The following is a 796-nucleotide window of genomic DNA, read 5'->3' as shown; positions in this document are numbered from 1 at the left end:
CGGTCGTCGGGGCAAGCAGCACGAGGACAATTCCCGCCGCGAGTGCCAGCGGCGCCGTGACTGTGTGGATCCAGCCGCGCCACTTGGGTTTGATCATCAGGAGCCCGGCCAGGCGCTGGGCTGCCTCGTCCATGGCGGTTGTGTTGGCGTTCGTTTCCGCGCCGGCTTCCGCGCCTGGATTGTCCTGGGGCTGCGGCGTCCGGGGAACCTCCGGGGTGTCGCTGTTCATGGCTCCAGAATAACTTACGGCACGGTAAGTTACCGCTCAGTAACCATGAACCTGGGCCCCGCCCGGGGAGGGAAAGACCGCCCGCGTCGCCGGCGGACTGTAGCCTAGGATGTGCAAAGCCGAACGTACAGCAAGGAAGTCAGGTGAGAGACCGCGTGGAGTTGCCCGGGTTCCTCTACGGCTTTTACGAGCGCCGGCTGCTCAAGGATCTTGCGCGCGACCGCATCCCCCGGCATATCGGCGTGATGGTGGACGGCAACCGGCGTTGGGCCAAACAGTTCAACGCGCCCACCAGCCAGGGCCACCAGGCGGGGGCGGACAAAATCCATGAGTTCCTCGGCTGGTGCCAGGAACTCGGAGTCAAGGTGGTCACGCTGTACATGCTGTCCACGGACAACATGAACAGGTCCAGTGAAGAACTCGACCTCCTTATGGGCATTATTGCCAACACATTGGACCGGCTGGACGAGGACGCCAACATATCGGTGCATGCCATGGGTGCTCCGGAGCTGCTGCCGGACTATCTGGCGGAGCGGCTGAATAAGCTCACGGCACGCACGCCGGTAC

Annotated in this window: 1 protein-coding gene and 1 pseudogene; one reads left to right on the top strand and one right to left on the bottom strand. The window is 63.6% G+C overall.

Features of this window, described 5'->3' with window-relative positions:
- A pseudogene (locus CXQ89_RS19005) lies at nucleotides 1-229 on the bottom strand (hemolysin III family protein); the annotation flags it as partial.
- Nucleotides 230-384: 155 nt separating this feature from the next.
- Between CXQ89_RS19005 and CXQ89_RS17635 the strand changes: the two are divergent.
- The coding region (locus CXQ89_RS17635) for an undecaprenyl diphosphate synthase family protein (RefSeq protein WP_181032427.1) at nucleotides 385-796 on the top strand (412 nt) is incomplete at its 3' end.

This window comes from Arthrobacter sp. ZGTC212, assembly GCF_002929255.1.
Lineage (GTDB): Bacteria > Actinomycetota > Actinomycetes > Actinomycetales > Micrococcaceae > Arthrobacter_B > Arthrobacter_B sunyaminii.
This window is presented reverse-complemented; position numbering and strand designations above follow the sequence as displayed.